At 70.8% G+C, this 26,332-nt stretch carries 22 protein-coding genes, 1 tRNA gene and 1 pseudogene; 14 read left to right on the forward strand and 10 right to left on the reverse strand.

Annotated elements, in window-relative coordinates:
• Positions 1–7: 7 nt before the first annotated feature.
• A tRNA-Met gene (locus tag QE388_RS14135) sits at positions 8–81 on the reverse strand.
• 83 nt (positions 82–164) lie between these two features.
• Between QE388_RS14135 and QE388_RS14140 the strand changes: the two genes are divergently transcribed.
• From QE388_RS14140 to QE388_RS14150, 3 genes are all read left to right on the forward strand, one after another.
• Positions 165–662, forward strand: coding sequence for a DUF6328 family protein (locus QE388_RS14140; protein ID WP_307385916.1), 498 nt, complete (start codon positions 165–167; stop codon positions 660–662).
• Complete coding sequence (locus QE388_RS14145) at positions 659–1,465, forward strand: carbon-nitrogen hydrolase family protein (RefSeq protein WP_307385918.1); 807 nt, start codon at positions 659–661, stop codon at positions 1,463–1,465. The genes QE388_RS14140 and QE388_RS14145 overlap by 4 nt, the downstream gene beginning before the upstream one ends.
• Positions 1,466–1,538: 73 nt before the next feature.
• Entirely contained in the window at positions 1,539–1,835 is a 297-nt protein-coding gene (locus QE388_RS14150; protein ID WP_275798211.1) for a helix-turn-helix domain-containing protein, read from the forward strand.
• Here QE388_RS14150 and QE388_RS14155 read toward each other — a convergent pair.
• The 3 genes from QE388_RS14155 to QE388_RS14165 all read right to left on the reverse strand — a co-directional run bounded on the left by QE388_RS14155 (position 1,832) and on the right by QE388_RS14165 (position 3,860).
• Positions 1,832–2,161 (reverse strand): hypothetical protein, encoded by a 330-nt coding sequence (locus QE388_RS14155; RefSeq protein ID WP_058595220.1) that lies wholly within the window; start codon positions 2,159–2,161, stop codon positions 1,832–1,834. The genes QE388_RS14150 and QE388_RS14155 overlap by 4 nt on opposite strands.
• A 121-nt stretch (positions 2,162–2,282) precedes the next feature.
• Positions 2,283–2,519 carry a hypothetical protein gene (locus QE388_RS14160; protein WP_058612963.1) on the reverse strand — a complete coding sequence of 79 codons (237 nt, stop codon included), beginning with the start codon at positions 2,517–2,519 and terminating at the stop codon, positions 2,283–2,285.
• Between the two features lie 135 nt (positions 2,520–2,654).
• On the reverse strand, positions 2,655–3,860 hold the full coding sequence (locus QE388_RS14165; protein WP_307385922.1) for an aminotransferase class I/II-fold pyridoxal phosphate-dependent enzyme: 1,206 nt from the start codon (positions 3,858–3,860) through the stop codon (positions 2,655–2,657).
• Positions 3,861–4,032: 172 nt separating this feature from the next.
• Between QE388_RS14165 and QE388_RS14170 the strand changes: the two genes are divergently transcribed.
• The 3 genes from QE388_RS14170 to QE388_RS14180 are packed head-to-tail and all read left to right on the forward strand — an operon-like array spanning position 4,033 to position 8,415.
• Complete coding sequence (locus QE388_RS14170) at positions 4,033–5,646, forward strand: S1C family serine protease (protein ID WP_307385924.1); 1,614 nt, start codon at positions 4,033–4,035, stop codon at positions 5,644–5,646.
• Positions 5,647–5,698: 52 nt separating this feature from the next.
• Positions 5,699–6,976, forward strand: a complete 1,278-nt coding sequence (locus QE388_RS14175) for a CDP-glycerol glycerophosphotransferase family protein (protein ID WP_307385926.1) — start codon at positions 5,699–5,701, stop codon at positions 6,974–6,976.
• On the forward strand, positions 6,973–8,415 hold the full coding sequence (locus tag QE388_RS14180) for a CDP-glycerol glycerophosphotransferase family protein (RefSeq protein ID WP_307385927.1): 1,443 nt from the start codon (positions 6,973–6,975) through the stop codon (positions 8,413–8,415). Before QE388_RS14175 ends, QE388_RS14180 begins: the two co-directional genes overlap by 4 nt.
• Here the strand turns inward: QE388_RS14180 and QE388_RS14185 are convergent.
• On the reverse strand, positions 8,412–9,506 hold the full coding sequence (locus tag QE388_RS14185) for a glycosyltransferase family 2 protein (protein ID WP_307385928.1): 1,095 nt from the start codon (positions 9,504–9,506) through the stop codon (positions 8,412–8,414). The two genes, QE388_RS14180 and QE388_RS14185, sit on opposite strands and share 4 nt — an antisense overlap.
• A 43-nt stretch (positions 9,507–9,549) precedes the next feature.
• On the opposite strand from QE388_RS14185, the pseudogene QE388_RS14190 reads away from it, so the two are divergent.
• Positions 9,550–10,798 (forward strand): annotated as a pseudogene (locus QE388_RS14190) (CDP-glycerol glycerophosphotransferase family protein).
• A 115-nt stretch (positions 10,799–10,913) separates the two neighbouring features.
• Here the strand turns inward: QE388_RS14190 and QE388_RS14195 are convergent.
• The 3 genes from QE388_RS14195 to QE388_RS14205 all read right to left on the reverse strand — a co-directional run bounded on the left by QE388_RS14195 (position 10,914) and on the right by QE388_RS14205 (position 14,017).
• Complete coding sequence (locus QE388_RS14195) at positions 10,914–12,251, reverse strand: phosphotransferase (protein WP_307385930.1); 1,338 nt, start codon at positions 12,249–12,251, stop codon at positions 10,914–10,916.
• Between the two features lie 71 nt (positions 12,252–12,322).
• Positions 12,323–13,276 (reverse strand): hypothetical protein, encoded by a 954-nt coding sequence (locus QE388_RS14200; RefSeq protein ID WP_307385932.1) that lies wholly within the window; start codon positions 13,274–13,276, stop codon positions 12,323–12,325.
• Between the two features lie 48 nt (positions 13,277–13,324).
• Positions 13,325–14,017, reverse strand: coding sequence for an NTP transferase domain-containing protein (locus QE388_RS14205; protein WP_307385934.1), 693 nt, complete (start codon positions 14,015–14,017; stop codon positions 13,325–13,327).
• A gap of 439 nt (positions 14,018–14,456) precedes the next feature.
• Here QE388_RS14205 and QE388_RS14210 point away from each other — a divergent pair, with 439 nt between their 5' ends.
• Both QE388_RS14210 and QE388_RS14215 read left to right on the forward strand, forming a co-directional pair.
• Positions 14,457–17,669 (forward strand): ABC transporter ATP-binding protein, encoded by a 3,213-nt coding sequence (locus QE388_RS14210; RefSeq protein ID WP_307385935.1) that lies wholly within the window; start codon positions 14,457–14,459, stop codon positions 17,667–17,669.
• Between the two features lie 60 nt (positions 17,670–17,729).
• The gene (locus QE388_RS14215) at positions 17,730–17,996 is read left to right on the forward strand and encodes a DUF3039 domain-containing protein (protein ID WP_043363140.1); all 267 of its coding nucleotides are present in this window, start codon (positions 17,730–17,732) and stop codon (positions 17,994–17,996) included.
• 27 nt (positions 17,997–18,023) lie between these two features.
• On the opposite strand, the gene QE388_RS14220 is transcribed toward QE388_RS14215, so the two are convergent.
• A complete protein-coding gene (locus QE388_RS14220) occupies positions 18,024–19,358 on the reverse strand; it encodes a nicotinate phosphoribosyltransferase (RefSeq protein ID WP_275798231.1) in 1,335 nt (444 codons plus the stop codon).
• Positions 19,359–19,548: 190 nt separating this feature from the next.
• Here QE388_RS14220 and murI point away from each other — a divergent pair, with 190 nt between their 5' ends.
• The 5 genes from murI (at position 19,549) to QE388_RS14245 (ending at position 23,563) form a co-directional block, all read left to right on the forward strand.
• On the forward strand, positions 19,549–20,367 hold the full coding sequence (gene murI, locus QE388_RS14225; protein WP_307385937.1) for a glutamate racemase: 819 nt from the start codon (positions 19,549–19,551) through the stop codon (positions 20,365–20,367).
• Between the two features lie 36 nt (positions 20,368–20,403).
• Positions 20,404–21,129: a ribonuclease PH gene (rph, locus tag QE388_RS14230; RefSeq protein WP_058595233.1), complete on the forward strand. Its 726-nt coding sequence runs from the start codon at positions 20,404–20,406 to the stop codon at positions 21,127–21,129.
• A 1-nt stretch (position 21,130) separates the two neighbouring features.
• Positions 21,131–21,727 (forward strand): RdgB/HAM1 family non-canonical purine NTP pyrophosphatase, encoded by a 597-nt coding sequence (rdgB, locus tag QE388_RS14235; RefSeq protein ID WP_307385940.1) that lies wholly within the window; start codon positions 21,131–21,133, stop codon positions 21,725–21,727.
• 17 nt (positions 21,728–21,744) lie between these two features.
• A complete protein-coding gene (locus QE388_RS14240) occupies positions 21,745–22,563 on the forward strand; it encodes a glycosyltransferase family 2 protein (protein WP_275798234.1) in 819 nt (272 codons plus the stop codon).
• 82 nt (positions 22,564–22,645) lie between these two features.
• Positions 22,646–23,563, forward strand: a complete 918-nt coding sequence (locus QE388_RS14245; RefSeq protein WP_307385942.1) for a cation diffusion facilitator family transporter — start codon at positions 22,646–22,648, stop codon at positions 23,561–23,563.
• 180 nt (positions 23,564–23,743) lie between these two features.
• On the opposite strand, the gene QE388_RS14250 is transcribed toward QE388_RS14245, so the two are convergent.
• Positions 23,744–26,164: an ATP-dependent DNA ligase gene (locus QE388_RS14250; protein ID WP_307385945.1), complete on the reverse strand. Its 2,421-nt coding sequence runs from the start codon at positions 26,162–26,164 to the stop codon at positions 23,744–23,746.
• Positions 26,165–26,332 lie beyond the last annotated feature (168 nt).

Here is a 26,332-nt window from a genome sequence, read left to right on the forward strand (position 1 = left end):
CATTTTGTTGCGGGGACAGGATTTGAACCTGCGACCTCTGGGTTATGAGCCCAGCGAGCTACCGAGCTGCTCCACCCCGCGGCACAAGAGAAAACATTACGCCGAGATGAACGACGGCGCAAATCCGGGCACACCGCCCGGGAGTGTCGCGACAGAATGGCCCGGTGAGCAGCACCATCGACGATCGCGACGACGGACGCCCCGAGAGTCCCGCGCAGCGCGCCGACCGCAACTGGACCGACGTCCTGCAAGAGCTTCGCGTGCTGCAGACGGGCACGCAGATCCTCACCGGGTTCCTTCTCGCGCTCGCTTTCCAGCCGGCCTTCGGCGACCTCGACGCGGGCTGGCGTGCGTTCTACCTCGGCCTGGTTGCTCTCTCCGCGCTGAGCGCGGTCGTCGCTCTCGCCCCTGTGGCTCTGCACCGCGCCGTCTTCCGACTGGGGATCAAGCCCTCCGTCGTGCGCTTCGGTCATCGCGCGCTGCGTGCCGCTCTGGTGCTCGTCTCGTTGCTGCTCACGGGCGTGGTCGGGTTCGTCTTCGGTGTCGTGGTCGGCGTGGGCGCCGCCGTCGCGGGTGCGGTCGTCCTCGCGGTGACGATCCTCGTACTGTGGGGGGTGGTGCCGGCGATCCTCCGTCACCGCGGGCGAAAGGATGACGAGTGACTGACCGCCGATTCGGACTCGCCGTCGCGCAGTTCGCCCCCAGCGCCTCCCGGGAGTCCAACCTTTCGGCGATCGAGGAGGCTGTCGGGGTGGCCGTCGCGCGCGGCGCGCAGCTGATCGTCTTCCCGGAGTACTCGAGCTACTTCATCGACCCCTTCGACGACACCCTCGCGCAGAACGCCGAGGATCTCGACGGTCCCTTCACCGCCGCGCTCCAGTCGCTCGCCGCGCGACACGGCATCGTCGTCGTGGCGGGTCTCCTCGAGCGGGCCGACGACGGCCGGCGCGTGCGCAACACCGTCGTGGCGGTGGCGGGGGATGGCATCCGGTCCGTCTATCGCAAGCTGCACCTGTACGACGCGTTCGGTCAGCGCGAGTCGGACTGGGTCGCGCCGGGCGAGATCGCTCCACCCGACACCTTCGAGGTCGACGGACTGCGATTCGGTCTGATGACCTGTTACGACCTGCGCTTCCCCGAGGTCGCGCGCACCCTCGCAGACGCCCAGGTCGATGTGGCCCTGGTGCCGGCCGAGTGGGTTCGTGGTCCTCTCAAGGAGGATCACTGGCGCACGCTCGTCCAGGCTCGCGCGATCGAGAACACCTTCTTCGTCGCGGGAGCGGATCATCCGCCGCCGCTGGGTGTCGGGCATTCGATGATCGTCGACCCGCAGGGTGTCGTCCTCGCGGCGGTCGGCACGACGACCGACGTCGCCGTCGCTCACATCGATCCGGATGCCATCGCCCGCGTGCGCCGGGTGAATCCCGCGCTCGATCTGCGACGTTTCCGGGTGACTCCGCGCTGACGTTTCGTCTCGGCTGCGCACCGTTTTGCGCCGTTTCGATGCCCTTGGCCGTCCGATGACGCAAGCTGGAAGAATGACCGGTCTCGCGTTCGACTACCCCTGGATGACGTATATGGGCGAGCTCGGGGCGAATCTGCGCGCGGCGCGCCTCGCCACGGGGCTCACGCAGGAGGACGTCGCCGTGCGTGCGCGCATCTCGCTCTTCACGTACCAGAAGCTCGAGAAGGGCGAATCGAACCCCGGGACGCCCGCCAATCCCCGTCTGCAGACGCTGCTGGCGCTGTCGGCGGTGCTCGAGGTCTCGATTCAGGACCTCGTGCCCGACCTCGACCGGATCCGCGAGGGCGAGCCGGGGCCGAGCGACGTCTAGGGGAGGTCGTCCAACAGCGCGGTCACCGCGCGCATCAACCGCTTCGTCGTCTCGATGCTGAGCACCGTGGACTGCCGCGCGAACTGATCGGAACCGAACCACACCCACGTCTCGCCGCGGGTCTGCTCCAGTCCGATCGTGATCTCGGTGACGCCGATCGCGTGGATGTCGCCGTTCGGGTGAAGGCTGCGCTCGACGCCGGGGACGGTGATGCCTTCGCTGCGGTGCGAGACGTCGGCCGCCGCATGGTCTTCGTGCTCGCCCGCGCACCAGGAGGGGCACGGGGATGACGGTTTCAGCGCGCGTGGCGGGTCGGGCCAGCTCATGGAGGTCTTCCTCGTGACGATCGTGCAGGGACGTCCTCGACGATACGAGCCGGACGCGCCCCTCGGGCGAGGCGCGAGCCACCCGTTCCGGTGGTTGACGTCGAGAGGTGGCGCTGCCTGGTCAGGGCAGCTCGCTCGACGGCTGGATGCGCTGCACGTACCGGATCAGCGAGATGGGTCGGGCGGATCGCCACCCCGACCGGGTGAGTGCCATCGTGTACCCCTCCGCGCGCAACTGCATGGCCGTCTCCGGCGTGAGCAACGTCCGTCCCGGCACCTTCGTCCACCGCAACGCTGTCCCGTAGACGTGCGTGATGCGGGGCGGGCGGGATTCGAGCGGGTGGCGCGGGCGTGGCATGGAACTTCCCGGAGGGTGGGCGACGGGAGTCGCGGGCGCGATCGCCGGCTTGCGATCACTCGAACAATACCATGCATACATGGTATGTCGCCGGTGTGACGGCGAGTTCTCCGCCGTGTGTCACGCGTCGGCCGGTCAGGCTCCCGACAGGCCCGCCAGGCGTTCCGCTGCGTCGCTCAGCACCTCGACGCGTTTGCACGCGGCGAAGCGCACGAGGGTCGCGTAGCGATCCCGCCGAGCGGGGGAGACGAACGCGGTCAGAGGAATGCCGACCACCCCGGCACGGGCGGGCAGCTCACGGCAGAACGTTCCCGCGTCCGTGGCGCCGAGCGGGGCGGCATCCACGACCGTGAAGTACGAGCCTCCGGGAGACGAGACGTCGAAGCCGGCTGCTCGGAGCCCGGTGCCCAGCACCTTCGCCTTGGCGGCCATGGTCGCTGCGACGGAGGCGAAGAACGCGTCGGGCAGTCGCAGGCCGGCCGCGATCGCCGGTTGGAACGGCGAGCCGCCGACGTAGGTGAGGAACTGCTTGACGGCCAGCACCGCGGTGACCAGCTCGGCGGGACCCGTCACCCACCCGGTCTTCCATCCGGTGAGCGAGAACGTCTTGCCGGCGGAGGAGATCGACAGAGTCCGTTCGGCTGCGCCCGGCAGGGTGGCGATCGGAACGTGCGGTCCGTCGAACACGAGGTGCTCGTACACCTCGTCGGTCACGATGATCGCGTCGTGGAGGTGGGCGAGACGCACGACCTCGTCGAGCACCTCGCGAGAGAACACCGTGCCCGTCGGGTTGTGGGGGTCGTTGACGAGGATGACTCGCGTCCGGTCGTTGACGGCGGATGCCAGGTCGTCGAGGTCGGGCTGGAAGTCGGGCCAGCGCAGCGGGACGCCGACGAGCCGCGCTCCGGCCAGCGCGACACTCGCGGCGTACGAGTCGTAGTAGGGCTCGAACACCACGACCTCGTCGTCGGGACCGTCGATGAGGGCGAGCAGAGTCGCCGCGAGCGCCTCGGTCGCCCCGACCGTCACCAGCACCTCACGCGCGGGATCGAGCTCGAGACCGTAGAAGCGCTTCTGGTGCTCGGCGATCGCGGTCAGCAGCTCGGGGAAACCGCGCCCCGGGGCGTACTGGTTGACCCCGTCGGCGATGGCGCGCCGCGCGGCTTCGAGGACGACCTCGGGGCCGTCCTCGTCGGGGAACCCCTGGCCGAGGTTGATCGCGCCGGTCGAGGTCGCCAGGGCGGTCATCTCGGCGAAGATCGTGGGGACGGCTCGGCCGTCGGCGGAGAGGAGACCGGCTCCTCGGGCGGTGCGCTGCCAGGCGCCGGGGATGGTGTTCATCGGGGAAGTGCCTTCGAAGGGGTGCGTGGGCCGGAGGGCCGATAGGTTCTCACCGTAGGCCATCGGCCTTGCGGGGCGTTGGTGTGAGACCCATAGAGGCGGCTCACCCGCGTCATAGGCAGCGCACAGCATTCGGGGTCATCGTTGAAGCGCCTGGAAGAAGGAGCATCACATGAGCGACAACACGGACAACCGCCCCGAGGGTAACGACATCAGCTCGAACACTGACGCGACCGCGCAGAACGCCGTGCCCGCCTCGCCGAACACCGACCACACCGCGACCGGGAACGCGAGCGACGCCGCCGCCACCCCCGGCGCCGTTCCGCCCGTGCCGACGCGTTCGCCCGCCGCCGCCGCGGCCGCGTGGCCGCCGCCGGCGCACAACCCCGCCGCGGGGACGCACGCGTCCGGTTCCACCCACGACGGAGCCACCCGCCCGCAGGCCTACGCCGCCGCGCCGTCCGGCGCGACCGGCCCCACCGGCCACGCGTTCGGCCCGGCCGCGGGCGGTCACGACCCGCACGGACAGCACCCCACGCTGAACCTCGGCGGGACGCCGACCGCCACGCAGCCGCGCAAGAAGAGCTCGGCCCCCAAGGTCGCCGCTCTCCTCGTCGCCGCAGCCCTGGTCGGCGGCGGCGCGGGCCTCGGTGGCACGTACGCCGGTCTGTCGCTGTGGGGCGGGTCGAACTCGGCCGCCGTCGCGGGTCCGACGGCCGTCACGGTCAACAACCCCGAAGACGTCAACAACACCACCGCTGTCGCGGCCAAGGTCGTGCCGAGCGTCGTGACGATCCAAGCGATGGAGGGCCAGACCGGCGACACCGGCTCGGGCGTGATCCTGAGCAAGGACGGCTACATCCTCACCAACAACCACGTCGTGACCATCGGCGGCAAGTCCGCCAACCCGACGGTGTCGGTCACCACGTCGGACGGACGCGTCTTCTCCGCGAAGATCGTCGGCACCGACGCGACCTACGACCTCGCGGTGATCAAGGTCGACAACGCCTCGAACCTCACCCCGATCGAATGGGCGGACTCGTCGCAGCTCAACGTCGGCGACAACGTCTCGGCGGTCGGCGCTCCGCTCGACCTGCCCAACACGGTCACCACGGGAATCGTCAGCGCGTTGAACCGTTCGATCCTCGTCGCCTCGTCGGCCGCCCCCAAGGACGGCACCGAGTCGGAGGACGGTTCGGGCTCGGGCGGCAACCAGAACCCGTTCTACTTCGACTTCGGCGATGGACAGCAGAGCCAGCAGCAGGCGACCGACTCCATCAAGATCGCCGTCATCCAGACGGATGCCGCGATCAACCCCGGCAACTCCGGTGGCGCGCTCGTCGACGACGAAGGCAAGCTGATCGGCATCAACGTCGCCATCGCCAACGCCGGTGGATCGTCGTCCGGCGGTCAGTCCGGCAACATCGGCGTGGGCTTCGCGATCCCGTCGGACATCGCCAAGCGCATCTCGCAGGACATCATCGACAACGGCGCCGCCACGCACGGTCTGCTCGGCGCCAACGTCCAGGATGCCGGCAGCATGCAGGGCGCGACCACCACGGGCGCCTACGTCGCCGTCGCGGTCGACGGCGGTGCCGCTCAGGCAGCGGGGCTGCAGAAGGGCGACATCGTGACGAAGTTCAACGGCGTCCCGATCACCAACTCCGCCGACCTGACCGCACAGGTCCGGGCGCTCGCCGCCGGGACCAAGGCTGAGATCACCTACGTCCGCAACGGGCAGGAGAAGACCGCCGAGGTCACCCTCGGACAGATGCCCACCAACTGACGCTCCGCCTGACGCTCCGGCGTCGGACGCCACCCCGCGATAGGCTCGCGGGGTGGCGTCTTTCTCGTTCGGGGCGGGAAACGCGCGAAAACTCCGCCGGATCCCGCTCTACCTCGCGGGTCGTCTCCTCACCGCTCTGGTCCCGCGATCGCGCGAGCGCTGGGTGTTCGGGTGCGCGGTCGGCGTGACCGACGGCGCTCTCGCCCTGTGGCGATTGGCCGCCGAGCGCGGAGAACGGGCGCTCTGGCTCGTCGCCGATGAGACTCAGGAGCGCGAGGCTGGATGCCTCGGCATCCCGTCGGTGAGGAGAGACTCCGTCCGCGGTCTGTGGGCTACCGCGCGAGCGCGGGTGATCGTGGTGACCCATGGGTTCGGCGACGTCCAGCGCTACGCGGTGACAGGCGCGTTCATCGTCCAGCTCTGGCACGGCATCCCGCTCAAGCGCATCGGCCTCGACTCTCCCGAGACCACGCGCGCCGGGTCGACGCGCGCCGGGTCCACCGTGGTGCGTCGTGTGCTGGCGGTCCTCTACCGCCGAACGACCCGTCAGATCTCGATGCTCCCCGCCGCATCGCACCTCGTGCGCGGGCGACTCGAGACCGCTTTCGGCCTTCCCGACGCGCGCCTGCCCATCACGGGCGAACCGCGCGTCGACGTCCTCTCCCAAGGCTCCGCGGATGAGCGTCGCCACGCCGCCCGCGCCGCTCTCGACGAGGCGTGCGGCCGCCCGCTCGGCGATACCCGGGTCGTCCTGTACGCACCCACGTGGCGCGACGGCGAGCCCGACCCCGCGGTGCCCGACGCGGAGGAGTGGGATGCCATCACCGCCGCTCTCGACCGTCTCGACGCCACACTGCTCATCCGCTCGCACCCGCTCGGCGCCGGCGACTACACGCCGCCCGTGTCGCACGAACGGGTCGGGGCACTCGGGAACGATCGGGTGGCCGACATCACCCCGCTCCTCCCCGGGATCGACCTCCTCGTCACCGACTACTCGTCGCTGGCGTTCGACGCCGCACTCGTGCCGCTCCCGGTGCTGTTCTTCGCGCCCGACCTCGAGGAGTACACCGCGCGGCGCGGCCTGTACGGGACCTACACGGAGGTCGCCGGCACCGACCCCGCGCGCACCTGGACCGACGTGCTGACGCGGGCGGGTGGCATCCTGGACGATCCGACCGAGGCGGTCACAGCCTCCCGCCGTCGCAGCGACACCGTCCACGCGCACCGGGACGGGCGGAACACCGAACGCGTGTACCGCGAGATCCGCCGTCGCCTCGAGCGGGCGAAACCGACCAACGCCCGGTGGGGCGCGAGAAGGGCGCCGCGATGACCGACGCACGTTTCCTCGACGACGGGGGTGTTCCCGTGTTCGAGATCGCCGGCACGGGAGCCCGTCCGGCATCCGTCACGCTCATCGGACGACGAGCCCGCGTCTCCGCGAGGCTGTACGGACGAGGGCGCACGTGGCGCGCCGAGGTGCCCTTGCGCGCATCGCGGTGGGGCGGACCCGAGCTGCCTCTGCCGACGGGGGAGTACCGGCTCTCGATCGAGGCGGGGGAGGCGACGGATGCCGCGCCCCCGGCCGGGGCGATCTCCCTCACGGTCCTTCCGGGCCTGCGTGCCGCGTGGACGGGGGCGACTCTGCGCGTGGGGCCGCCGGTCGATACCCCGGAAGCGCAGGCCGCCCTCGAGACGCGGTACGCCCGGCGGCGTGAACCGTTCGAGAACGCGGTGTTCTTCGAGAGCTTCTACGGCCGCAACGCGAGCTGCAACCCGCTCGCAATCGATCGAGAGCTCGCGCGCGTTGCTCCCGGGGTGACGCGGTACTGGAGTGTGGTCGACCTCTCGGTGCAGGTCCCGCCGGGGGCGGTCGCGGTCGTCGAGGGGAGCCCGGAGTGGTGGCGCGCCCGTGGGGTCGCGCGGCTGCTCGTCGTCAACGACTGGCTGCGGAGGCGCTTCGTCCGCCGCCGCGGGCAGGTGGTGCTGCAGACCTGGCACGGCACGCCCCTCAAGCGCTTGGCGCTGCACCGCCCGGGCTTCGATCCTCGGCGCGCGGCCGCCGTGGTGCGCGAGGCGCTGCGCTGGAACGTCCTGCTCGCGCAGAGCCCCTACGCGGCGCGCGTCCTCACCAAGGCCTATGCCTTCCTGCGCCGCCCGGTGTGGATCGAGGGGTACCCGCGGAACGATGTCCTCCGCACGGACGACGGAGAGCGTACCCGTCACGCCCTCGGCATCGGCGCGGGCGAGCGGGTGCTCCTGTACGCGCCGACGTGGCGCGACGACCGGGAGGCCATCGTCGACTTCGTCGACCCGACCGCCCTGGCCCGGGCGACGGACTCCGTCGTGCTGGTTCGCGGGCATTCCCGCACGCTCCTCCCCGGGGAGGACGCGCGCGGCCCGCGCGTGATCGACGTCACGGGATACCCGGACACGGCGCGACTCCTCGCTGTCGCCGATGCGCTCATCACCGACTACTCGTCGGTCATGTTCGACTTCAGCATCACGGGCAAGCCGATGTACTTCCTCGTGCCCGACCTCGAGCACTACCGCGGAGCGCTCCGCGGCTTCTACTTCGACCTGGTGGACGCGGCTCCCGGTCCCGTCGTCCGGACGCAGGACGAACTCGCCCGTGCGATCGACGAGGTCGATCCGTCGATCTTCGCCGAGCGTTACGCCCGGTGGCAGCGCATCTTCAACGCCCGCGACGACGGCCGCGCGAGCGAGCGCGTCGTGGCGCGCATTCTCGATCAGGGGTTCGTCGACCGCTAGGGCAGCGGCGTGTTGCGCCCCTCGAGCCGAGAGGTGTCGACGGTGTCGTGCGCGCCCCGCGCGACTCCCCACAGGAAGCCCGATCCCCACGAGAGATGCATCGAGGGCAGGACCGCTGCCGTCCACGCGCGGTCGCGCCAGCCGCGACCACCGCCGCGCCCGAGCGAGACCACGGCGACCAGCAGCGCATACGCCGCGACGGGAAGGTGGAGGACGGATGCCACGGCCGAGCGGCGGCGGCGCGTACGACGAGCCGTCTGCCACAGACCGGCGGTGGTCGAGAGCACGACGGCCACGACGAGAGCGGGAGGGGCGAAGAATCGCAGCGAGTTGCGCCGGCCGTATCGTCGGACGAGTTCGCCGCGCCACGCTCCGGTCGCACGGAACTGCCGCACGAGCCGTGTCCAGCTCTCGCGAGGCCAGTAGACGACCGAGAGGGCGGGGTCGAACCACACCCGATAGCCCGCGCGCCGCAGCCGGAGGTTGAGCTCCCAGTCCTCCCCGCGGCGGATCGACGGATCGAAGCCGCCCACCTCATCGAGCGCGGCGCGGCGCATGACGCCGAGGTAGGCCGATTCGGCCGGACCCTCGACCGCACCGCCGTGGTACGCACCGCCGCCCAGTCCGGCTCGCGAGTTGTACGCGCGAGCGACCGCGCGTTGGAAGGGAGAGCGACCGTCCGCGCGCATCACACCGCCGACGTTCGCCGCCCGTGTGCGGGCGAGGGTCGCCAGGGCGCGGCGGGTGTACCCCGGAGAGAGCTCGGAGTGAGCATCGACGCGCACCACGGTCGGGTGGCGACTGGCGGCGAGAGCGAGGTTGAGGCCGACCGGGATATCGGCATCCGGGTTGTCGACGAGCACGATGCGCGGGTCGCCGTCCGCCAGCTCACGGGCGATCGAGGTGGTGCCGTCGGTCGACGGGCCGAGGGCGAGGACGATCTCCACGGGTCCGGGAACGTCCTGCGCGAGGGCGGATGCGACGGCGTGCCGCAGGTACCGCTCCTCGTTGAGGACGGGCATGATGAAGCTCACGCCGGCGTCGTCGGGGGGAACGGGCGCGTCTCTACCGCCGGGGGTCGGGAGGGGCATCCCTCGATCCTTTCACGGTGCACCTGGCCGCTACCCTGGAACGATGCCCCTCGTCCGCGACGCCCGACTCGCCGTCGGCCTGCTGCGCAAGGCGGTCGCGACCCGGGGTGCCCGACGCGACCTGCACCGCGCGCTGGCCGCGCGGGGCCCCCTCCCCGAGAACGCGTTCCGCATCGCGGTGTACTTCGCCGACGGCGCGGTCAACATGTACCAGATGCGCCAGTGGTACGCGCCGCTGCGCGAGCTGGCGCGCACCTGGCCGGTCGTCGTGATCAGCCGGACGATCCGCGGTTCCGACGCGTTGCTGAAAGACGGCGAGCTCCCGGTCGCGTTCGCGCCGACCGTGCGCGACGTCGAGCGAGTGCTCGCCGAGCAGGACATCCGGCTCGTGTTCTATGTCAATCAGAACACCCGGAACTTCCAGATGTTCCGCTACGGGCGCCGCTGGCACGTGTTCATCAACCACGGCGAGTCCGACAAGATGTACATGACGACGAACCAGTTCAAGGCGTACGACTACGCCTTCGTCGCCGGAGACGCCGCCCGCGCCCGCCATCTCACGCGCACTGTGGGACTACGACCTCGACCGCCGGACGTTCTCGATCGGGCGTCCCCAGGCCGACCACGCGGTGGGGGAGGCGCCGTTCGCTGACGATGATCGCACCGTCGTGCTGTACGCCCCGACCTGGGAGGGCGACCGCCCGTCGGCACACTACGGCTCGGTCCGCACGCACGGCGAGGCATTGGTCGCCGCCCTGCTCGCCACGGGTCGTCACCGCGTCGTCTACCGCCCGCACCCGCGCTCGGGAGTCGTGGATGCCGAGTACGGCGCCGCGAACGCGCGCATCATCGCGGCCCTGGCAGCCGCGAACCGAGCAGATCCGTCGGCGCAGCACGTCTACGACACCTCGCCCGCGCTCGGGTGGCAGCTGCGGTCCGCCGACCTCGCCGTCCTCGACATCTCCGCGATGGTCTATGACCGACTCGCCTTCGCCGCCCCGTTGCTCATCACGCGGCCGAGCGATCCCGAAGCCGAGGTCGACGAGGCGGGCTACCTCTCGGCGTGCGAGTGGTTGGATGCCGCCTCCTCGGGCGACATCGTCGCAGAGACGGATCGCGTGCTCCGTGACCCCGAGGCTGTCGCTCGCCTGCGGCACTGGGTGCAGCACTACTTCGGCGACACCACGCCGGGCGCGTCCACGGCGCGCTTCCACGCCGCTGTCGCCGAGCTCATGCGCCGCTGGGACGCGTGGCACGCGCGCGAGGGTGACCGGGCGTCGCGGCATTCATAAACGCCATCCGCGCACAGAAACACGTGGAGAGCGCGTTTACGTGAGCAAATAGCGTTTATGGCCCCGGCCCGGCGCACGCGCCCGACAGGCGCCGCCCGCCGCCGCCCCCCTGCGGCTAGCCCACGTGGGTGAGGCGCCCGATCGCCGCGAGGGGGATGCCGAGCCAATCCGGACGATTCCGCGTCTCGTAGATCGCCTCGTAGACGGCCTTGTCGAGCTCGAACGCGGCGAGGAGATCGCCACCGCCGGCTATCTCGCCGCCGGCCGCGGCCGCATAGCCCTCGAGGAACGACTGCTGTGCCGCGATGACCCACGCGCGGACGGCCGCTCCGTCGTCGTCGGCGATCGCTCCCGAGACGTAGTCGAACGAGCGCAGCATCCCCGCGACGTCACGTACGGCGAGGTCGGGGAGGAGACGTTCCGCCATCGGACGCAACGGTTCGCCCTCGAAGTCGAGCAGCACCCACCCGTTGCTCGGCGTGTGCAGCACCTGCCCCAGGTGCAGATCGCCGTGGACGCGCTGAAGCGCGGGCCACGGCGCCGCCGCCGCGCGGGCGTAGACGGCACGGATGCGATCCACCAGCGGCGCGAGCGCGGGCACCTCGCTCAGCGCGATCGCGAGTCGACGCTCCCATGCCCCGGTGACGGCGGCACGGTCAGCGGCATCGGGCTCGCGCGTGGGGAACGCGGCGGCGAGCGCGACGTGCATCCCCGCCACGGCCTCGCCGAGGGCGCGCGCCGGTTCTCGGAAGTCCTCGTCGGCGCCCGCGGCGTTCAGCGCGACCCGCCAGGCGTCCTCGACACCGTCGAAGAACTGCTGCGCGAAGGCGAGGGAGCCGGTCACCGTCTCGCCCGTCGAGGCCGTCCACGTTCCCCGCAGCTCGCCGATCGCGGCCGGGACGAACGTCGCTCCACCGGCGGCGAGGGCGGAGGGGAGCTCCACATCGGGATTGCGCCCGCCGTTGACCTGGCGGAAGAGCTTGCAGATGACCGGGAGGCCGTCCTCGTCGGGGCGGAAGATGATCGACGTGTTGGACTGCTCACCGCTCAGCACCCGCGCCGTCGCCCGTGAGGCGGGTGTGCTGAGGTGCGGAGACCACAGCGCGAGGGCCTCCAGACCGGTCTCGGTCGACACGTCGATGCCGCCGACCGTGACAGCTCGGTAGAGCAGATCGGTGAACGCCTCGTCGGTGGTGGCATCCGCCCACACGCCGCCGTCGATCTCGGCACCGATCAGGCTCCCGGGCGGGACGGTGCCGGCCGGCCGCTTCACGACCGGTACCTGGTACACGATCGCGGGAACGGCGGCGTCGTCGCGCACGAGGAGCAGCCGCATGTCCGGTTCGACAAGCGGCCACGACGCGACGAGGGAGAGCCGGGGGTCGCGGCCCTTGGTTCCGTACCAGCGCTGCCGCGGCATCCATACCGCGAGGAGATCGAGGAGGTCGCCCATGCGGCGAGAGTAGCCCGCCGACGTGATCGTCGCGCGGGTCTTGCGTCCCGGGTCGGCGAGATGAGAAGGGCTCAGGATGCCGCGTTCTCGGGCGAGGAGTCTCCGGTGCTCGATTCCACGCCCTCGGCGTCTCTCTTCCGTCGCGGGAGCGCCTTGCGCGCGATCGCGCCCGTCCGGCGGCCGGCGCCGCCGACGGCACCCGCGAGGACGTCGCCGACGCGCGCCACTCCGTTCGCGGCGGTCCTCTCGAGCCGCTCGGCGCCGGGCCGTGGCTCGAGGTCGGCCGGGAGTGTCGGCGGCGGGGGACCGAACGCGCGCCGCGCGTTCACGAGGACGCGTCGTCCGAGAATGTGGTTGCCGGCGCCGCCGACGACGGCTCCGATGCCGAACGGGAGCGCCTTGCCCAGCCACGACGCCCCTCCGCGCGCCGCGAACTGGCGGGCGAACGAGGTCTTCAGCCGATCGACCAGGGGGCCGACCGCAGCGCGGGGGAGCGTCTTGGTGACGAGATCGCCCCAGTACGTCGAGCGACTTGCGCCTCGGCCCGCGGCCTGCGCGGCCAACTGGGCCACCAGGTCGGTGCCTTCTTTGCCCAGCATCAGCGTCAGTACGAGGGCTCGGGCACGATCCGGGTCATCGACCGCGACACCGTGCACTTCGGCGACCGACTGGGCATAGAGCGCCGTCGCCTCGAGGAAGCCGATGGTCTCGACTCCGCTGAGCGCGAGGGTGATCCCGGTCGTGATCCCGGGCACGACGGCGGTCGCGCCGACCGCCGCGCCGCCGGTGGTCACGGCCGCGAGGTAGCGACGTTCGAGGATTCCGAGGATCTCCTGCGTGTCGGCATCCCGGTGCCGGAGTCGGATGCTGCGCAGGTGAGCGAGCACGACGGGACGCTGCACCGCGAGGGCACGGTCGAGCAGGCGAATCGCCGCGGGATGTTCTTCGGAACCCACGGGCGGGAGCCCGCCCTTCCACGGGGCGTCTTCCGGGAGGGAGTGGATGCGATGCACCTTCTCAGCCATGACGTCATCTTCTCCCGAGACCGTCCGCGGTCGCGGCGACTTGACGGATCAGACGAAGAGGTTCGCGCGCTCGAGGTCTTCGGCGAAGTCGACCTCGACCGCGTAGAGGTCGGAGATGTCGAGCGGCTCGACCCGCAGACCGTCGTGGACGATGCCGAGCTCGATGCCGCGCTCGAAGTAGTCCTGGTCGTTCACGCGCTGCAACTGGCGCGTGAGCGCCTTCTTGTCGCGAGACGACACGTAGTTGATGCCGACGGCTTCACCGACGCCGCCGACGACGGTCTTCGACAGGTTCTTCACGAAGCCCTCGGCGTCGACCGTGTACTTCACCTCTTCGTCGCCCACGCTCGCGGTGTCGACCGTGACGAACGACCGGTCCGCCTCGATCAGCTCGGTCGCGCGACCCAGCACGCGCGGGTCGAAGACGACGTCGCCGTTCATCCACAGCACGCCGGAGCGCCCCGTCTTGGCGAGCGCACGGAGGAGGCTCTTCGAGGTGTTCGTCTGGTCGTAGCGGTCGTTGTAGACGTAGTCGACGTCGGGGAAGGCGTCGACGATCGTCTCGGCGCGATAGCCGACCACCGTGGTGATGCGAGCGTGGTGGCCGAACGCGGCACGGATGTTGTCGTGCTGCTGCTGCATGATGCTGCGGCCGTCCGCGAGCGGGGTGAGGGGCTTCGGCAGGCTGCGGCCGAGGCGCGAGCCCATGCCCGCGGCGAGAATCACGATCTGAACAGTCAAGGCTGGCTCCTGGGGGGGATGAGTCGTCATGTCCGGTTCACCGGAATGTCACGCCTTCGTGCGCTGACGATGCTAGCGAAGGGCCCGCCGGGGGTGGCATGATTCGCCCCACTCGTTGTGGTTTCGTGATCGGCTACACCATCTTGGGCCCCGCTGCCTCGCGTACAGCGGTGTCGGAGGGGCTTGCTAGTTTGGAGTGATGACAGCGTCGCTGCCGCAGCCCCAAGACTCGTCCGCCCCTCGGTCGGACGGCGACGCGGTGAGCGCCGATTCCACGCCCGACACGCCCCCGACGCCGAAGCCGCGCGCGCCGCGCGCGCCTCGCACGACCACCCCGAGGGCACCACGGACGTCCACCGCTCGCACGCCGCGCAAGCCCACATCGACGGCCGACACGCCGGAGGCGGGCGAAACCAGTAGTTCGTCGGTCGCGCCGCGCGTGACGAAGAAGCCGGCGGCGAAGAAGCCCGCCACACCGCGCAAGCCCGCGGCACCTCGCAAGCCCGCGGCTCCGCGCAAGCCCGCAGCATCTCGGCCGGCTCCGTCGACGTCGGCGGTTGCCGCCGAGACCGCATCGACTCCCGCCCTGCCCGACGACATCGTCATTCCTCCGCGCCCGCCGCTTCCCGTCGCGGCCCCCCGCGTCGAGGACGCGGACTCCGCCGCCGACTCAGCGTCCGCGGGCGATGTCGCTGAACGGTCGCCGTCGGCCGGGGCTGCGGTCGAGCCCGCGACGGCAGCGAATGCCTCACTCGACGAGCAGACCTCCGCGGATGTCGCGGCCGAAGACCCGGTGCCTGCTGACGCCGCGGTCGACGAGCACGCACCCACTGAGCAGGCTCCTAGCGATGCGGTGGCGGATCCGGAACCCGCTGACGCTGCGGCCGAAGACCCCACTCCCGCTGACGTCGCGATCGAAGAGCCCGTCGTCGCTGACGACCAGCCCGTCGTCGCTGACGCCGCGCCGATCGTCGACGAGTCGGCGAACGATGCCGCGCCGACCGTCGAGGCTCTCGTCGACGAGCCGGTCGACACCTCGGCCGACACGGTCGTGGAAGATCCCACCCCCGCAGATGTCGCCGTCGAGGAACCCGCGCTCGTCGACGAGGGCGACGGTGCCCCGGATGCCGGGGCGGAGGCCGTGTCGCACACCGTCGAGGAGCCCTCGGGAGATTCGGGCGATGCCCTCGACGAGCTGCTGACGGCCGAGGCCGACGAGCCCGTGGCTTCCGCCGATCGTGTCGAGGACGCTACGCACGCCGACGACGAGCCGACCGCCGCGGTGTCCACGGGCGCCGCGATCGGCGCTGCGGCGCTCGACGGCGCCCCCTCGTCGACGGACGTCGACGAGGCGATCCCGGCTCTCGCTCTCCGCAACGTCACCAAGACCTTCGGTGAGCTGCGGGCCGTCGACGGCATCGACCTCACGATCCCCGCCGGATCGTTCTACGGCCTGGTGGGTCCGAACGGTGCCGGCAAGACGACGACGCTGTCGATCATCGCGGGGCTCCTGCGTGCCGACGCGGGCACGGTCTCGATCAACGGCGTCGACGCCGCGAAGAACTCGCGCGCGGCGAAGAAGATGATCGGCGTGCTGCCGGACCGCCTTCGCACGTTCGATCGCCTCACCGGGCGACAGCTCCTGTCGTACTACGGCGCCCTGCGCGGTCTGCCGGCCGCTCTCGTCGAGAGTCGCTCCGCCGATCTCGCGCGTGCCTTCGATCTGGTCGATGCCCTCGCGCGCCCCGTGTCCGATTACTCGGCCGGCATGACGAAGAAGGTCATGCTCGCCGGTGCGATGATCCACTCGCCTCGACTGCTGGTACTCGACGAGCCGTTCGAAGCGGTCGACCCGGTCTCGAGTGCGGTGATCCTCGACATCCTCGGCGCCTACGTCGGCCACGGCGGAACGGTCATCCTTTCCAGCCACGGAATGGAACTGGTGGAGCGCGTGTGCTCGCGTGTCGCGGTCATCGTGTCGGGGCAGGTTCTCGCCGAGGGCACGGTCGACGAGGTACGTGGCGAGGCCAGCCTCGAACAGCGCTTTCCTCGAGCTCGCGGGCGGTCTCGGCGACGTGGAGGGCCTGGAGTGGTTGCACACGTTCTCCGGCTGAGGCTGGCCATGATGCTCGGCGCCCTGCGGGGCGACCGAGACGATGTCCTCCGCCGAGTTGTGGGCCTCGTGGTGCTCGTCGCGGGCACCGTTTTCGCGGCCGTGAACGCGAGCGGTCTGGGCGAGGTCGATCGCCTCACCGCCGGTGTGGTGACGGTCCTCGCGGGTTCCGCCATCACGCTCGGTTTCGCGGTCGCACCGCCGGTCACGGCATCCGTCGATCCCCTCGATCCGCGTCGGTTCGCCGTCGTCGGACCGGAGCCTCGACCCCTCGCCGGTGCGCTGCTGCTCGCCGGCTTCCTGAGCGTCCCGGTGTTCGCGGTGCTGGTGCTCGCCATCAGCGTCGCCGTCGCGTGGAGCGAGCAGGGCGTGGGGGCTCTCGCGAGCGTCGTGTCGATCGCGCTCGGGCTCACGACGTGCGTGCTGCTCGCGCGCGTCAGCATGGCGCTCGGAGCCCTGGTGAAGCGTCCCCGGCAGTCGCGTGAGCTCGCGGGGGTCTACCTCGTCGCCGTGCTCGTGGTGGTCGTGCCCGTCGCGGTCTTCCTCGGCTCTCTCGAGTGGCAGGGGACCGTTCCTTCACAGCTGGTGTCCGCCGCCGAAGCCCTGGCCTGGACGCCCGTGGGCGCCGCCTGGGGGATCGCTCTCGCGCCGACGCCGGGTGCCGCCGTCGGGAGCGCCGTCGTGGCTGTCGCCACGGTCGCCGCTCTCACGGCCGTGTGGTTCATCCTCGTCCGCATCCTGCTCACGACCACGCCGCGGCCCGTGGCCGTGCGCGAGCGGGGCGGCCTCGGCTGGTTCGCCCTGCTCCCCGGCACGCCCGGGGGTGCCGTCGCCGCGCGCAGCCTCTCGTACTGGCTGCGGGATCGCCGATACCTCGTCAACATCGTGGTCGTGCCGATCGCGGCCGTGCTCTCGATGGTGCCTCTCGTCGTGGCGGGTGTCCCCCTCGAGATGGCGGCGCTCCTGCCGGTGCCGATCATGGCGCTGTTCTTCGGATGGCTGCCCCACAACGACCTCGCGTACGATTCGACCGCCCTCTGGATGCACATCGCCAGCGGCGTCCGTGGGCTGTCCGATCGGATCGGGCGACTGGTGCCCGTGCTCCTCATCGGACTCCCGATCCTCGCGGTCTCGATCCCGCTCGCGATCGTCGCTCACGGGCGGTGGGCCTTCCTCCCGGCCTTGATCGGCGTCTGCGCTGCCCTGTTCCTCTCTGGTCTGGGCTTGTCGAGCATCTCTTCGGTCGTCGCGCCGTACGCCGTGTCGCGACCCGGCGACAGCCCGTTCCAGCAGCCTCAGCGGACCGGCTCGGGCGGGGTGATCGCGCAGGCGCTCGTCATGCTCGGCTCGCTCCTCGCCGCGTCACCGGCGATCTGGCTCGCCGCGAGGGCGTTGGCATCCGACACGGAAGATGCTCTCGGCGCGCTCTGGGCCGGCCTGGCGGCCGGAGGGATCGTCCTGGTGGTCGGCATCGCGGTCGGCGCGCTCTTGTTCGAGCGCCGCGGAACGCGGCTGATGGAGTTCGCCGAAGCCACGTGATCGGGCGCCGTCGATCGCGACCGGTCCGCACGGTGCGCTCCGCGGCTACACTGGCAGACCATGAGCACGCCTCTCGACAGTCCTGACAGCGGGGGCCTTGCGACCCTGGATCGTGAGCTCGAGGAGCTCATCCGCGAAGAGAACATCGAGCCGGGTGACCACGAGCGCTTCTCGCACTACGTCAAGAAAGACAAGATCCTCGAGTCCGCCCTCACCGGCAAGCCGGTGCGCGCGCTCTGCGGTAAGAAGTGGACGCCGGGTCGCGACCCCGAGAAGTTCCCCGTGTGCCCGCAGTGCAAAGAGATCTACGAGTCGCTGACCAAGTAGCGGCTGAGCGACCCGCTCACCCGGGGCTCAGCCTCGGGGCGTCGCCTCGCGATACTCCGTCGCCAGGGCGGGGTCGGCCTTGCTGAGAGCGAGTGCTCGCACGGGGAGCTCTTCACGCACGCGCGCGTGATGAGCCCGCGCGGCCTCGACGCCGGCGGGGCCGAGGGCCGCGGCATCCGCCTCTCCGTCCACCATGAGCGCGACCTGCAGCGATCGTGCGTCCGGGTGCTCAGCGGCGGTGGCGAGTTCTTCGAAGCCGTCGCTGACGATGATCAGTTCCGACGTGGCCGTTCCCTGATCGAGCGTCCGGAAGGCGGCCTTACGTCCCCCGTGCGATGCCTTCTGCGTCGACGCCTTCGCGACGGCGACCCACGATCCGTCGGTGGCTTCGCGGGCGACGAGCTTGAAGACGAGACCCGCCGTCGGAACGCCCGAGCCGGTGGCGACGGAGGTGCCGACGCCGTACGCGTCGACGGGGGAGGCGGCGAGGGCCGCCAGGGCGTACTCGTCCAGGTCGCTCGTGACGGTGATCCGGGTTCCCGTGGCGCCGAGCTCGTCGAGGAGGGCGCGCACTTCGCCCGCGACGATCGGGAGGTCGCCCGAATCGATGCGGACGCCGCCGAGCTCCGTTCCCGCCACGCGGACCGCGGTGCGGACCCCCTCCGCGATGTCGTACGTGTCGATCAGCAGGGTCGTGTCGGTGCCGAGCGCCTCGATCTGGGAGCGGAACGCGTCTTCCTCGCTGTCGTGGAGAAGTGTCCACGCGTGCGCCGCGGTCCCCATGGTGGGCACGCCCCAGCGCCGGCCGGCTTCGAGATTGCTGGTCGCCGAGAAGCCGGCGATGTAGGCGGCGCGAGCGGCGGCGACCGCCGCCTCCTCGCTCGCGCGCCGCGAGCCCATCTCTGCCAGGGGGCGGTCGCCGGCGGCCACGCTCATGCGGGCCGCCGCCGTCGCGACGGCGGAGTCGTAGTTCAGGATGCTGAGGGCGAGGGTCTCCAGCACGACGGCATCGGCGAACGTGCCCTCGATCGTCAGCAGCGGTGACCCCGGGAAGTAGACCTCGCCCTCGCGGTAGCCGGTCACCGAGCCCGTGAAGCGGTAATCGGCGAGGTGGTCGATGGTCGTGGCATCCACGATCCGGTTGTCGCGCAGGAACCGGAGTTCGTCGTCGCCGAAGCGGAAGTCCCGGATGGCGTCGAGGAGTCGACCGGTGCCGGCGACGACGCCGAACCGACGACCGCCGGACAGTCGGCGACCGAACACCTCGAACACGCAGCGGCGCGCGGCGGTGCCGTCGCGGAGGGCCGCGTCGAGCATCGTGAGTTCGTAGCGGTCGGTGTGCAGGGCGGTGCTACGCGTCATGGCGTCAGCCTATTGCCGCGGTACGTCCGCGTCGGCGCGCCGCGGCGCCGTGCGAAACTCCTGAGTTCTCGATCGATTCGTGGAGCAGAACATGAACGTCGCAGCATCGAGCCCCCATTCTCAGGAGTTTCGCCCGCGGGGCGGGCGGGCGCCGCGGCCGCGCGGCGGCCGACGGGTAGGCTGAGTCGCGATGAATGACGCGCCGATCGGGATCTTCGACTCGGGAGTCGGCGGTCTCACCGTCGCCCGGGCCGTGTCGGCACAGCTGCCGCGCGAGTCGATCCTCTACATCGGCGACACCGCCCGCTCGCCGTACGGCCCGAAGCCGATCGCCGACGTCCGCCGCTACGCGCTCGAGGTGCTCGACACGCTCGTCGAGCAGGGCGTGAAGATGCTCGTGATCGCGTGCAACACGGCATCCGCGGCGATGCTCCGCGACGCGCGCGAGCGCTACGACGTACCCGTCGTCGAGGTGATCGGCCCCGCCGTCCGCACCGCGATGTCGACCACGCGCAACGGCCGCATCGGCGTGATCGGCACCGTGGGCACGATCGGTTCGCGCGCCTATCAGGACATGCTCGAGGTCAACGAGCGCCTGACGGTCTTCGCCGAGGCCTGCCCGCGCTTCGTGGAGTTCGTCGAGGCGGGCATCACCGACTCGCCCGAGGTCCTCGCCACGGCCGAGCAGTACCTCGCTCCTCTGCGTCACGCCGGCGTCGACACGCTCGTCCTCGGCTGCACCCACTACCCGTTCCTCGAGGGAGCCATCAGCTACGTGATGGGACCCGAGGTCAGCCTCGTCTCGAGCGACAGCGAGACGGCGAAGGACGTCTACCGTCAGCTGGTCTCGCGCGACCTGCTCGCGAGTCCGGATGCCGTCCCCACCTCCCGCTACGAAGCGACCGGTTCTTCGGCCGACGACTTCGTGCGCCTGGCGCACCGCCTCATGGGCCGGGAGGTGCGCGACGTGCAGCTCGTGCAGACCGGCGCCATCGACCTGCCGCGCTGAGGCGTGGCATCCACTCCCCGTTCCTCAGGAGGACCCATGACCCGCAAAGACGGTCGCACCACCGACCAGCTCCGCCCCGTGACGATCGAGCGCGGCTGGTCCGCGCACGCCGAAGGATCGGCGCTCATCACGTTCGGGGGGACCAAGGTGCTGTGCACCGCGTCGTTCACCAACGGCGTTCCCCGCTGGCTCACCGGTAAGGGCAAGGGCTGGGTCACGGCCGAGTACGCGATGCTCCCGCGCGCGACGAACAGCCGCAACGACCGCGAGAGCATCAAGGGCAAGGTCGGCGGGCGCACGCACGAGATCTCGCGTCTGATCGGCCGCGCCCTCCGCGCCGTCGTCGACACCAAGGCCCTCGGCGAGAACACGATCGTCATCGACTGCGACGTGCTGCAGGCCGACGGGGGCACGCGCACCGCGGCGATCACCGGTGCGTACGTCGCCCTCGCGGATGCCATCGCCTGGGGTCGTGAGAAGAAGTTCATCGCGCAGCGCTCCGAGGTGCTCATCGACTCGGTGTCGGCCGTCTCGGTCGGGATCATCGACGGCGAGCCGATGCTCGACCTCGCCTACGTCGAGGACGTGCGCGCCGAGACCGACATGAACGTCGTCGTGACCGGTCGGGGCCTGTTCGTCGAGGTGCAGGGCACGGCCGAGGGTGCGCCGTTCGACAAGGCCGAGCTCGACCGTCTGCTCGAGCTGGGCGTGAACGGCTGCGCCGAGCTCCGCGGCATCCAGACCGCCGCGCTCGAGGGCTGACATGCCTCGCGTCGTTCTGGCCACGCACAACGCGCACAAGGTCGAGGAGTTCCAGGCGATCGTCGCCGCGGTGCGTCCCGACCTCGAGGTCGTCGGATACGACGGACCCGAACCCGTCGAGGACGGGGTGACCTTCGCCGCGAACGCGCTCATCAAGGCGCGCGCGGCCGCGGCGCACACGGGGCTGCCCGCTCTCGCCGACGATTCGGGTATCGCCGTCGACGTGCTCGGCGGGTCGCCCGGGGTGTTCTCGGCGTACTGGGCGGGGCACAAGAAGGACTCGACCGCCAACCTCGAGCTGCTCCTCGACCAGCTCTCCGACGTCGCCGACCCGCACCGGACGGCGCAGTTCGTCTCGGTGATCGCGCTTGTCCGGCCCGACGGCCCCGAGGACACGGTGGAGGGACGCTGGCCCGGGCGCCTGGCGACGGCGCCCGCCGGACCGGGTGGGTTCGGGTACGACCCGATCTTCATTCCCGACGGGCAGGCGTCGGGCGAGGAGCGGACCGTGGGGGAGTGGTCCGCGGATGAGAAGAACGCGCAATCCCACCGCGCGCGGGCGTTCCGTCACCTCGTGCCCCTTTTGGAGACACTCTGACCGTGTAGGAAGGAAGCGTGAAGCCGCTCCCGTCGGTATCGATCATCGTGCCCGCCTTCAACGAGGAGGCGGTGATCGCGCAGTGTCTCGAAGCGATCGTCCGGCAGACGGTGCCCGCCACCGAGGTGCTCGTCGTCGACAACCGCTCGACGGACGACACGCGAGCCGTGGTCGAGCGGTTCATCGCGGAGCACCCGCGTTCCGGCATCCGTCTCCTGCGTCAGGACGAGCGGCAGGGCCTGGTGCCGACCCGGAACCTGGGAATGGATGCCGCGACCGGCGACGTCCTCGGACGCATCGACGCCGACACCGCGATCAAGCCCGACTGGGTCGCTCAGGTGTCGCGGGTGTTCGCGTCGGGCGAGGTCGACGCCGCCTCGGGTCCGGTCGAGTACTACGACCTGCCGCTCCGGGCGATCGGTCAGCAGGTCGACGATGCGTTCCGTCGCCTCCAGGTGCGTCTGGCGGGGGACTTCGTCTTCCTCTTCGGCAGCAACATGGCCGTGCGGGCGGACGCCTGGCACGACGTGCGAGAGCACCTCTGCGACGACCAAGAAGACATCATGCACGAAGACCTCGACATCGCCGTGCACCTCGCTCTCTCCGGCCGCCGCATCGGGTACTTCTCGAACATGGTGGCCGGCATCGGAGCGCGGCGTCTCGACGACCGGCCCCGCGATTTCCGCCGCTACATCGATCGTTTCGAGAACACGTACTCGGCTCACGGCATCCGTGACATGCGTCTGCGCGCGCCGATGGCGATCTTCCTCGGGGTGTATCCCGCGTTGCACGCGCACCGGCGCATCCAGGCGCAGCTCGCGGGTCTGCGGCGCTGAGCCGTCGAGAGCGACACCCGTTCTCATTCCCGACTACCGCGAAAACACGCGGGTGATCGCGCCCCCCACCTAGCCTGGAGCTATGCACGATCACGCTCCCGCCGGTGGCATCCGCGATGCCAGCAACCGGCGTCTGCTCGCCACCGCCTTGACGCTCACCGCGTCGGTGATGGTCGTGCAGATCGTCGGCGCGATCCTGTCGGGCTCCCTCGCGCTGCTCGCCGACGCCGCGCACATGTTCACTGACGCCGCGGCGCTGGTCGTCGCCCTCGTCGCGACGGCGATCGCCTCGCGCCCCGCGGACGACCGCCGCACCTTCGGGTATCAGCGCGCCGAGGTCCTCGGGGCGCTCGCGAACGGCGTGATCCTGATCGTCCTGTGCGCCTGGGTCGGGATCGAGGCCGTCCAAAGGCTCCTCGCCCCCGCCGAGGCCGAGGTCGAGGGCGGGCTCATGCTGGTCGTCGCCGCGGTCGGCATGGTCGCCAACGCGATCTCGATGTGGCTGCTCGGTCGCGCGCAGAAGCGGAGCATCAACGTCCGCGGCGCCTACCTCGAGGTCCTCGGCGACCTCATCGGGTCGATCGCGGTGATCATCGCGGCGATCGTGATCGTCACGACCGGTTTCACACGAGCGGATGCCATCGCCTCACTGCTCATCGCGATCCTCATCGTCCCGCGGGCCATCGGCCTGCTGCGCGAAGTGGTCGTCGTGTTGACCGAGTCGGCACCCGTCGACGTCCAGGTCGCGGAGATCCGTCAGCATCTGCGCGACACCGACGGTGTCGTCGACGTCCACGACGTCCACGTGTGGCAGCTCACGCGAGGGGCGCCGGTCTTCAGCGCCCACGTGATCGTCGAGGACGCAGCGCTGAGCGACGGGCGCGCGGCGCGCATCCTCGAGTCGCTGCAGGGGTGCCTCGCCGATCACTTCGACGTGGAGCACTCGACCTTCCAACTCGAGCCGGCGGGCCACGTAGAGCACGATTCGCGCCACGCGTAGAACGCGCACGCGCGGCCACGGTGGCTTCGGCGGGCTCAGCCACCTCGCTGTGGGCCGGGTTCCGGTGGCTTCGACGGGCTCAGCCACCTCTCCGCGGCAGGGCCCTTGCGCCTGTCGAAAGGGTCAGCGACCTCCCGCGGCGGAGGTCCCTGAGCCTGTCGAAGGGTCCGGTACCCCCTTTCAGCCCTCCCGCATCACCTCGTCCGGGCTCTTGTCCGGCCGCAGCCCGCGCCAGCGGGCCTGGCGCAGGATGCCGTCCGGAGTGAACTCCGCGAACTCCACCTCGGCGACGAGTTGCGGTCGAACCCAGATCGCATCCCGGGCGTCGGCCGCCGGCACGCCCACGAACGGGTCGGTGTCGCTCCCGAGCGGTCCGAGGAGCTCGCTCAACCGACCGAGGGTCTGCTCCGTGAAGCCCGATCCGACGCGACCCGCGTAGCGAAGCCCGTCCGCGCTCGGCACGCCCACGAGCAGCGAGCCGATCGTGCCGCGGCGATTGCCCTTGCCCGGACGCACTCCACCGATCACGACCTCCTGCGTCCGGGTGTGCTTGACCTTGAGCCACTGCTCCGATCTTTCGCCGTGGCGGTACGTCGATCGCGGGTCTTTCACCACGACCCCCTCGAGGCCGAATCGGCCGCTCGTCGCGACAGCGGCATCCACGTCATCGAACACCGGCGGAACGACGATCGGCGGACGGGCGTCTCGCGTGAGCGCCTCCAGGATGCCGCGGCGTTCGGCGAGCGGCAGGGCCGAGACGTCGCGCCCGTCCGCGGCGAGCACATCGAACAGATAGAACTGCACGGGGGTGCGGCGTGCCTCGCGCTCGATCTCGCGTGGTTGGGCGAGGTTCATCCGCTTCTGCAGCAGCGGGAAGCTGGGGCGCCCCTGCGCGTCGAGGGCGACGATCTCACCGTCGAGGACCGCCGCGTCGGGTCCGAGGCCGAGGTCGACGGCGGTGAGGTCGGGGTACGTCGCGGTGAGGTCGTTGCCGTTGCGTGAGCGCAAGCGCAGGCGATGGCCGTCCCAGAGGCCGATCCCGCGGATGCCGTCCCACTTCATCTCCACCCACGCGCGGCCCCACCGCTCGGCGGCGGCGCGGGCGATCCCGGGTGTCGCCGACACCGCGAGCATGGGGCGGAGATCCGCCGCGGCGGGAACGGTCGGTTCCGAACGAAGTGCGTCGCCCTCGCCGTGGTCGAGGGGGACGACCGGCTCGCCGTCGCTCTGCGGCCGGCCCGTGGCATCCGTCTTCATTCGGTGAAGCAGCCACTGCGACTTCTCGCCGCGCCCCTCCGTGCGGATCAGCGCGAGGCGCACCCGGCCGAGGGGACCGTCGTCGCGGCCCTGAAGGGTGGCGATCACCTCGTCGTCACGCCACTTCTCGAGCTCGTAGGTGCCCGTGTCCCAGACGGTCATGATGCCCGCGCCGTACTCGCCGCGGGGGATCTCGCCGGCGAAGTCGAGGTACTGCATCGGGTGGTCCTCGGTCATGACGGCGAGGCTGTTCTTCGCCGTCGTCGGTGGAACGCCCTTGGGGACGGCCCAACTGACGAGCACGCCGTCGTGTTCGAGCCGCAGATCCCAGTGCAGGCGCGAGGCGTGGTGCTCCTGGATGACGAAGCGGGGGAGTCCCTCCGCCGCGGGCTCTGCGTGCGGGGCGTCCGGGACGGGTTCGGGGGTCCGGGCCGCCGTGCGCTTGGAGATGTACGAGCGCAGGGGTCCGGCGTCGCGTTCGACCGCTGCGAGCGGATCGCCCGTGCGTTCGAGAACCTCGGTGAAGAGCAGGTGTCGGAGCCCCGGATCGTCCAGTTCTTCCCACGTGCGCGGAGCGGCGACCGTCGGCTGGGCGCGTCCGCGGAGCGAGTAGGGCGCGATGGTCGTCTTCGACCCGTTGTTCTGGCTCCAGTCGATGAACACCTTCCCCGGACGTGCTGCCTTCGACATCTGGCTCACGACGAGGTCGGGGTGGTCGGCCTCGATCGCCCGCGCGAGCTCCTTCGCGATCGCGCTGGCCGCCTCACTCGTCGGTCGACCGTCGAGGTGGGCGTAGAGGTGGATCCCCTTGCTGCCGCTGGTGACCGGCAGAGGGTCGATACCCATGTCGTTCAGGATCGCTCTCGCCCACCGGGCGACCTCGGCGCACTCGGCGAGACCGACGCCGGGACCGGGATCGAGATCGAGCACCAGCCGGTCGGGGTTCTGTCGTTCGCCCTCGGGCGAGAACCGCCATTGCGGCACGTGCAGCTCAAGACTCGCGACCTGCGCGAGATAGACGAGCGTGGGGAGGTCGTCGACGAGGGGGTAGTCCTTCGCGCCCGACGAGTGGTCGATGGGAAAGCGGCGCACCCACGCGGGAGCGCCGGGCTCGAGGGCTTTCGCGAAGAACGGTTCAGCCGGATCGGCCTCCGTGCCCACGCCATCCGGCCAGCGTTTGCGGGTGACGGGCCGTCCGGAGACGTGGGGGAGCAGGCGCGCGGCGATGCGCGAGTAGTAGTCGATCACCTCGCCCTTGGTCGTCCCGGTCTCGGGGTAGAGCACCTTGTCGAGATTCGACAGGCGTAGGCGATGCCCGCCGATCCGCACCGTCTGCTCCGCCATCGCCCCAGCGTAGAGCGAGGGGGGAGCCGGATGCCGAGGGGGTTGCGGCGGCCGCGGGTCCCGGTGGCTTCGACGGGCTCAGCCACCTTGCGCGCGCGTGCCTCAGCGTGTCGACGGGTGCCGGTGGCTTCGACGGGCTCAGCCACCTGGCGCGCGCGCGCCTCAGCG

It is taken from the genome of Microbacterium sp. SORGH_AS_0969, from assembly GCF_030818255.1.
Lineage (GTDB): Bacteria > Actinomycetota > Actinomycetes > Actinomycetales > Microbacteriaceae > Microbacterium.

Excerpts from the sequence above, each read along its gene's own strand:
- QE388_RS14165 (WP_307385922.1), bottom strand. The coding sequence starts at position 3,860 with ATGAACACCATCCCCGGCGCCTGGCAGCGCACCGCCCGAGGAGCCGGT.
- QE388_RS14245 (WP_307385942.1), top strand. The coding sequence starts at position 22,646 with ATGCACGATCACGCTCCCGCCGGTGGCATCCGCGATGCCAGCAACCGG.
- QE388_RS14220 (WP_275798231.1), bottom strand. The coding sequence starts at position 19,358 with ATGACGCGTAGCACCGCCCTGCACACCGACCGCTACGAACTCACGATG.
- QE388_RS14195 (WP_307385930.1), bottom strand. The coding sequence starts at position 12,251 with ATGGGCGACCTCCTCGATCTCCTCGCGGTATGGATGCCGCGGCAGCGC.
- QE388_RS14170 (WP_307385924.1), top strand. The coding sequence starts at position 4,033 with ATGAGCGACAACACGGACAACCGCCCCGAGGGTAACGACATCAGCTCG.
- QE388_RS14185 (WP_307385928.1), bottom strand. The coding sequence starts at position 9,506 with ATGCCCCTCCCGACCCCCGGCGGTAGAGACGCGCCCGTTCCCCCCGAC.
- QE388_RS14200 (WP_307385932.1), bottom strand. The coding sequence starts at position 13,276 with ATGGCTGAGAAGGTGCATCGCATCCACTCCCTCCCGGAAGACGCCCCG.
- QE388_RS14180 (WP_307385927.1), top strand. The coding sequence starts at position 6,973 with ATGACCGACGCACGTTTCCTCGACGACGGGGGTGTTCCCGTGTTCGAG.
- QE388_RS14250 (WP_307385945.1), bottom strand. The coding sequence starts at position 26,164 with ATGGCGGAGCAGACGGTGCGGATCGGCGGGCATCGCCTACGCCTGTCG.
- murI (WP_307385937.1), top strand. The coding sequence starts at position 19,549 with ATGAATGACGCGCCGATCGGGATCTTCGACTCGGGAGTCGGCGGTCTC.
- rph (WP_058595233.1), top strand. The coding sequence starts at position 20,404 with ATGACCCGCAAAGACGGTCGCACCACCGACCAGCTCCGCCCCGTGACG.
- QE388_RS14215 (WP_043363140.1), top strand. The coding sequence starts at position 17,730 with ATGAGCACGCCTCTCGACAGTCCTGACAGCGGGGGCCTTGCGACCCTG.
- QE388_RS14150 (WP_275798211.1), top strand. The coding sequence starts at position 1,539 with ATGACCGGTCTCGCGTTCGACTACCCCTGGATGACGTATATGGGCGAG.
- rdgB (WP_307385940.1), top strand. The coding sequence starts at position 21,131 with ATGCCTCGCGTCGTTCTGGCCACGCACAACGCGCACAAGGTCGAGGAG.
- QE388_RS14160 (WP_058612963.1), bottom strand. The coding sequence starts at position 2,519 with ATGCCACGCCCGCGCCACCCGCTCGAATCCCGCCCGCCCCGCATCACG.
- QE388_RS14155 (WP_058595220.1), bottom strand. The coding sequence starts at position 2,161 with ATGAGCTGGCCCGACCCGCCACGCGCGCTGAAACCGTCATCCCCGTGC.